Source organism: Cupriavidus basilensis (genome assembly GCF_029335485.1).
Lineage (GTDB): Bacteria > Pseudomonadota > Gammaproteobacteria > Burkholderiales > Burkholderiaceae > Cupriavidus > Cupriavidus basilensis_E.
Genome location: NZ_JARJLM010000669.1, coordinates 1 through 5390, shown reverse-complemented (window position 1 = coordinate 5390; position 5390 = coordinate 1). Strand labels below are relative to the sequence as shown.

Annotated in this window: 6 protein-coding genes; 4 read left to right on the top strand and 2 right to left on the bottom strand. The window is 67.9% G+C overall.

Annotated elements, in window-relative coordinates; all coding sequences use genetic code 11:
• Positions 1 to 176 precede the first annotated feature (176 nt).
• Positions 177 to 1151 carry a tripartite tricarboxylate transporter substrate binding protein gene (locus tag P3W85_RS41045; protein WP_276269030.1) on the top strand — a complete coding sequence of 325 codons (975 nt, stop codon included), beginning with the start codon at positions 177 to 179 and terminating at the stop codon, positions 1149 to 1151.
• Here P3W85_RS41045 and P3W85_RS41040 read toward each other — a convergent pair.
• Entirely contained in the window at positions 1144 to 2067 is a 924-nt protein-coding gene (locus P3W85_RS41040; RefSeq protein ID WP_017229620.1) for a LysR family transcriptional regulator, read from the bottom strand. The two genes, P3W85_RS41045 and P3W85_RS41040, sit on opposite strands and share 8 nt — an antisense overlap.
• A gap of 116 nt (positions 2068 to 2183) precedes the next feature.
• On the opposite strand from P3W85_RS41040, the gene P3W85_RS41035 reads away from it, so the two are divergent.
• The gene (locus P3W85_RS41035; RefSeq protein WP_276269029.1) at positions 2184 to 2636 is read left to right on the top strand and encodes a PACE efflux transporter; all 453 of its coding nucleotides are present in this window, start codon (positions 2184 to 2186) and stop codon (positions 2634 to 2636) included.
• A 168-nt stretch (positions 2637 to 2804) separates the two neighbouring features.
• Here the strand turns inward: P3W85_RS41035 and P3W85_RS41030 are convergent, their stop codons facing one another.
• Positions 2805 to 3014, bottom strand: coding sequence for a glycine zipper 2TM domain-containing protein (locus P3W85_RS41030; protein WP_276269028.1), 210 nt, complete (start codon positions 3012 to 3014; stop codon positions 2805 to 2807).
• Between the two features lie 322 nt (positions 3015 to 3336).
• On the opposite strand from P3W85_RS41030, the gene P3W85_RS41025 reads away from it, so the two are divergent.
• Positions 3337 to 4617, top strand: coding sequence for a flavin-dependent oxidoreductase (locus P3W85_RS41025; RefSeq protein ID WP_276269027.1), 1281 nt, complete (start codon positions 3337 to 3339; stop codon positions 4615 to 4617).
• Between the two features lie 61 nt (positions 4618 to 4678).
• On the top strand, positions 4679 to 5390 hold a 712-nt coding region (locus P3W85_RS41020; RefSeq protein WP_276269026.1), incomplete at its 3' end, for an ABC transporter substrate-binding protein.

The following is a 5390-nucleotide window of genomic DNA, read 5'->3' as shown; positions in this document are numbered from 1 at the left end:
CCGTCGCCGCTGCGGATGGTTTCGGTGCATTCCTTCCGGCGGCTCCGGGCTACCCTGCCGCAGGCGCTCTCTTATGCCTGATTTCCGCATCGGCGGCCAGCGGATTTGTTCGTCGTTTCCCGGTAAGCTGTCTGCCGTGCCCTGCCCCTTCGTCCGGCCCTACCTTAGGAAAAACCATGCGCTTCGTCCTGGCCGCCCTGCGTCCCGCCTGCGCCGCGCTCGCGCTCGGGGCCGCTTGCGCGCCTGCTGCCGCCGCGCCGGAGTGCATTGTGCCGGCGAAGCCCGGCGGCGGCTTCGACCTGACCTGCAAGCTCGCCCAGCGCGCGCTGCTGGAAGCCGGCCTGACCGAACAGCCGATGCGGCTGGTCCATATGCCGGGCGGCATCGGCGCGGTGGCCTACAACAGCATGGTGGCGCAGCGCCCTGCCGAGCCCGATACCATCGTCGCTTTTTCCGGCGGCTCGCTGCTGGCGCTGGCGGAAGGCAAGTTCGGCAAGTATGGCCCGGCTGACGTACGCTGGGTCGGCGCGCTCGGCGTCGACTATGGCATGATCGCGGTACGCGCCGATTCGCCCTACCGGAACCTGAAGGACCTGGTCACCGCGCTCGGGTCGGATCCCGACCAGGTGCTGTTCGGCGCCGGCGGCACCATCGGCAACCAGGACTGGATCAAGGCCGCGCTGCTGGCCAGGCAGGCCGGCGTGGGCTACAAGCGCATGCGCTTCGTGGGATTCGAGGGCGGCGGGGAAGCCTTTACGGCGCTGGCGGCCGGCCACGTGCAGGCAGTGTCCGGCGATGCCTCCGAAGCCGCGCTGCAGCTCGGCACGGGCGGCATCCGCATCCTCGCCGTGCTGGCCGAACAGCGCCTGCCGGGCAGGCTGGCGGGCGTGCCCACCGCGCGCGAACAAGGCTACGACATCACCTGGCCCATCGTGCGCGGCTTCTACATGGGGCCGAAGGTCCCGCAGGCGGACTACCAGCGCTGGGCGAGCCGCTTCGAACGCCTGCAGGCCAGCCCGGCCTTCGCCCGCCTGCGCGCCGAGCAAGGGCTGTTCCCCACGGCGCTGGGCGGCGCGGCGCTGGATGCCTACGTGAAAAGCACGGTGCAGCGCTATGGCGCGCTGGCGAAGGAATTCGGCCTGGTCAGGTAGCGGCTCCGCCCGACGCCGGGCGCCGGCTCTGCGGGCGCGGCAACGGCTGTTTGCTGACCCGCTCCTTGAGCCAGGTGGCGGCCTTGCCGAGCGGCCGCTGCTTGTGCCAGACCAGCTCCATCGCCACCGGCCAGTCCTGGTCGTCGAACTCCAGCACCGGCGACACCAGCTGCGCCGCCGCCGGCGAATTGGCCGCCACGTGCCAGGGTACGAAGGCCCAGCCCAGACGCCGCTTGACCAGTTCGACGATGACCCACTGGCTCTCCACCCACCAGACTTCGGCGGCCACCCGCAGCCGCATTTTTTCCTCGCTGTCGCTGCGGGTCGCCACCATCAGCTGGCGGTAGCGCTTTAGCTCTTCCCAGCCCACGCGCTGGTCCGCCAGCGGATGGTCGGGCGCGCAGATGATCTGCATCGGCACCCAGCCCAGCGCGCGGAACCCCAGCTCCGGCGGCAACACTTCCTGGCGCCACATCAGGCCGAGGTCGGCGTTGCCTTGCAGCACCAGCCGGCTGACGTCCTCCATCAGGGGAAACAGCAACTCCAGCTCCACCGCGGGAAAGCAGGCCGAGAATTCTTCCAGCATCACGCCCAGGGTTTCCTCCGGATACAACTCGTCCACCGCCAGCACCAGGCGGCTCTCCACGCCCTCGCCCAGGCTCTTGGCCACCCCGCGGAAATGCTCGCAGCGCTCCAGGATCACGCGCGCCTCGGCCAGCAGACGTTCGCCCGCCGCGGTCAGGGTGGGATAGCGGCCGCTGCGGTCGAACAGCTGGTTGCCGAGATCGATTTCCAGATTGGCCACGGCCGCGCTGACCACGGATTGGGCCTTGCCCAAGCGGCGCGCCGCGGCGGAAAACGAGCCGCATTCGGCGGCGGCGGCGAAAGCCTGCAATTGTTCGAGCGAAAGACTCATCGGGGATCCTGTAAAACGGCAGCCGGCCAATCCATCGCTTTTAGCGATGGATACCAACTTTACCATCCCAGAATTATAGATAGAATGGCCTGCATTCACGCCAAACAGGAAGCATCATGCGCAGTACCAAGGACAGGATTCGCCACACCGTCGGTTTCGAATTGATCGGCCTGCTGATCTTCGCGCCCGTGGGCAGCTGGCTGTTCGGTTTCGCCCTGCACCAGATGGGCATCATCGCGGTGGTGGCGTCGGTGATCGCCGCCGGCTGGAACTATCTCTACAACCTGCTCTTCGACAAGGCCATGCTGCGGTTCACCGGGCAGCTACGCAAACCGGTGGCCGTGCGGGTACTGCACGCGATCCTGTTCGAACTGGGGCTGCTGGTGGTCTTCCTGCCGATGGTTTCCTGGTATCTCGGCATGAGCCTGCTGGACGCCTTCATCATGGACATCGCGGTGGCGGCGTTCTACGTGGTCTACGCCTTCATCTACAACTGGGCTTACGACGCTGTATTCCCCGTGGGCAGCACGGCCGGCAAGCATGGCAAGCCGATGGCCGAGTCGGCCTGAGGCATCTGCCAAGGCCGGCCGGATGCGCCAAAACCGTCTGCAATGACGACGGTGTTTACTCCCTCTCCCCCCTCATGGGGAGAAGGTTGGTTTGGCTAGTAGGCACAACAAGCGAAGCCAACGGTGTTGTCCAGCGCGGCGGCGCCTGAAGCGCCCCCGCCTTTCCGCCTACCTGCGCCCAGGGGTCACCACGTTGCCGACCACGCCACCCAGGGCCGCTCCACCGAGCGTGGCCCCCGGGCCGCCGATCAGGGCCGCGCCGGCCACGCCGCCGACGCCCGCGCCGATCACGGTATTGCGCTGCCTGGGCGTCATGCCGGCGCAGCCCGCTGCGCTCAGCAGGGCGGCGAGCATCAGGGACAGGATCACGGTACGCATGATGGGGCTCCTTGATCGATTGGTTCGGTGCGCCTGGCAATTCACCCAGGGCTGTTGCGGTCACCGCAAGATCCGGCATCGCGGCATACGCAAGCAGTATGGAGGCCAATACAGCACGCCGCGACCCGGCCCACACCGAATCCGCTGTCAGAGGATTCCCACAAACCCCGTCGACGGCTGCCGCCTTGCGGGTATCCCCGCATCTCGCGGCGCTTGAAGCGTCCGGCCATTTAGTTATACTCCATAACAATTATTCCGCTTGCCGCCGACGCTGCCCTGGAGAGCGATGCGGCCAGCCATGACAAGCCGAGGAGACGACATCATGAAGATCGCGATTGCCGGCGGCGGCATCGGCGGCCTGACGCTGGCACTGCTTTGCCACCGGCACGGCATCGAGGCCGAGGTGTGGGAAGCCAGCGAAGCGCCGCGTCCGCTCGGCGTGGGCATCAACCTGCTGCCGCATGCGGTGCGGGAGCTGGCCGAGCTCGGCCTGCATGACGCACTGGCCGCGCTGGCCGTGCAGACCTCGTCGCTGTCCTATTACAACAAGCTTGGCCAACGTATCTGGCACGAGCCGCGCGGACGCGCGGCGGGCTACGACTGGCCGCAGTTCTCCATCCACCGCGGCGAGTTGCAGATGCTGCTCTACCGCACCGTGGTGGAACGCCTGGGCGCACAACGCGTGCACACCGGGCATGCTTTCGAATCCGTGGTGAGCACCGGCGCCCGTGCCGGCGATCCGGTGGCGTTCACGCTGCGCCGGCGCAGCGACAACGCGCAGGTCACGGCCCAGGCCGATGTACTGGTGGGTGCCGACGGCATCCACTCCGCGGTGCGCCGCCACTTTTATCCGCAAGGCGATGCGCCGCGCTTCTCGCGCCGCACGCTGTGGCGGGCCGTCACCGAAGCGCCGCCCTATCTCGACGGCAGCTCGATGTTCATGGCCGGACACCAGGACCAGAAGTTCGTGGCCTACCCGATCTCCGAGCCATTGCGCCGCGAAGGACGCTCGCTGGTCAACTGGATCGCCGAGCTGCGCGTGCCCGATCACGTCTCGGATACGCCGCCACGCAGCGACTGGAACAAGCAGGTCGGCAAGTCGGTGTTCAGCGCGGCCTTTGCCGGCTGGCAGTGGGACTGGATCGATATTCCCGCGCTGATCGACGGCGCGCAGGCCATCTACGAATTCCCCATGGTCGACAAGGACCCGCTGCCGCGCTGGACCTTCGACCGCGTGACGCTGCTGGGCGACGCCGCCCACCCGATGTACCCGATCGGCTCCAACGGCAGCGCGCAAGCCATACTGGACGCGCGCTACCTGATGGACAGCCTGCTGGCCAACGGCGCGCCGGGCGACGTGCAAGGCGCCGGCTACGCCTTGCGCGAATACGAGGCGGAACGGCTGCCGCGCACCGCGGCCATCGTACTGCGCAACCGTCTCAATGGGCCCGAACAGGTCATGCAGCTTGCCGAACAGCGCGCGCCGCAAGGTTTCGACAATATCGACGCTGTGATTCCACGCGCGGAGCTGGAAGCGATTGCGCTGCGCTACAAGCAGCTGGCCGGCTTCGACCGCCAGTCGCTGCAGGCGACGCCGCGCTAGCCGCTTCGTCCGGCGGTCTGCCGTCATCTACCTACCGGCCGGCCGTGAGAAGCCGGCGTCAATGAATACAGGAGACATCGTGCCGCGCCTCAGCCTTGTCCGACTCGCCAATCCGCCCGCCGCCGCAAGCCGCGCAGCCAGCGTCCGTACCGGGTGCGCGGCGGCAGCCCTTGCCGCCGCGCTCGGCGCCGCCCCCGCGCTGGCCGACGTGACGGTCGGCGTCAGCATCTCGTCGACCGGCCCTTCGGCCTCGCTCGGCATTCCGCAGAAGAACAGCATGCCCTTGCTGCCGGAGACCATCGGCGGCGAGAAGATCCGCTACATCGTGCTGGACGACGGCTCCGACCCCACCCAGGCCACCAAGGTGGCGCGCCGCTTTGTCAGCGAGGACAAGGTCGACATCATCCTTGGCTCCTCGGCGGTGGCCCCCTCGATCGCCATTGCCGAAGTCGCCGACGAAAGCCAGACCGTGCAGCTCGCCTTCTCGCCGATCGAACTCAAGCCCGGCCGCGGCGAATGGACCTACCGCCTGGCGCAGCCCGTCGGGCTGATGGCGCAAGCCGTAGCGGAAGCCGCGCACGCCAGGGGCGTCAAGACCATCGCCTTTATCGGCTTCGCCGACGCCTATGGCGAAACCTGGCTCAAGGAATTCACCGCCGCCGCCACCGCGCGCGGCATCCGCCTCGTCGCCACCGAGCGCTATGCGCGCTCGGACACCAGCGTCACCGCGCAAACGCTCAAGCTGATCGCCGCCCGCCCCGACGCCGTGCTCA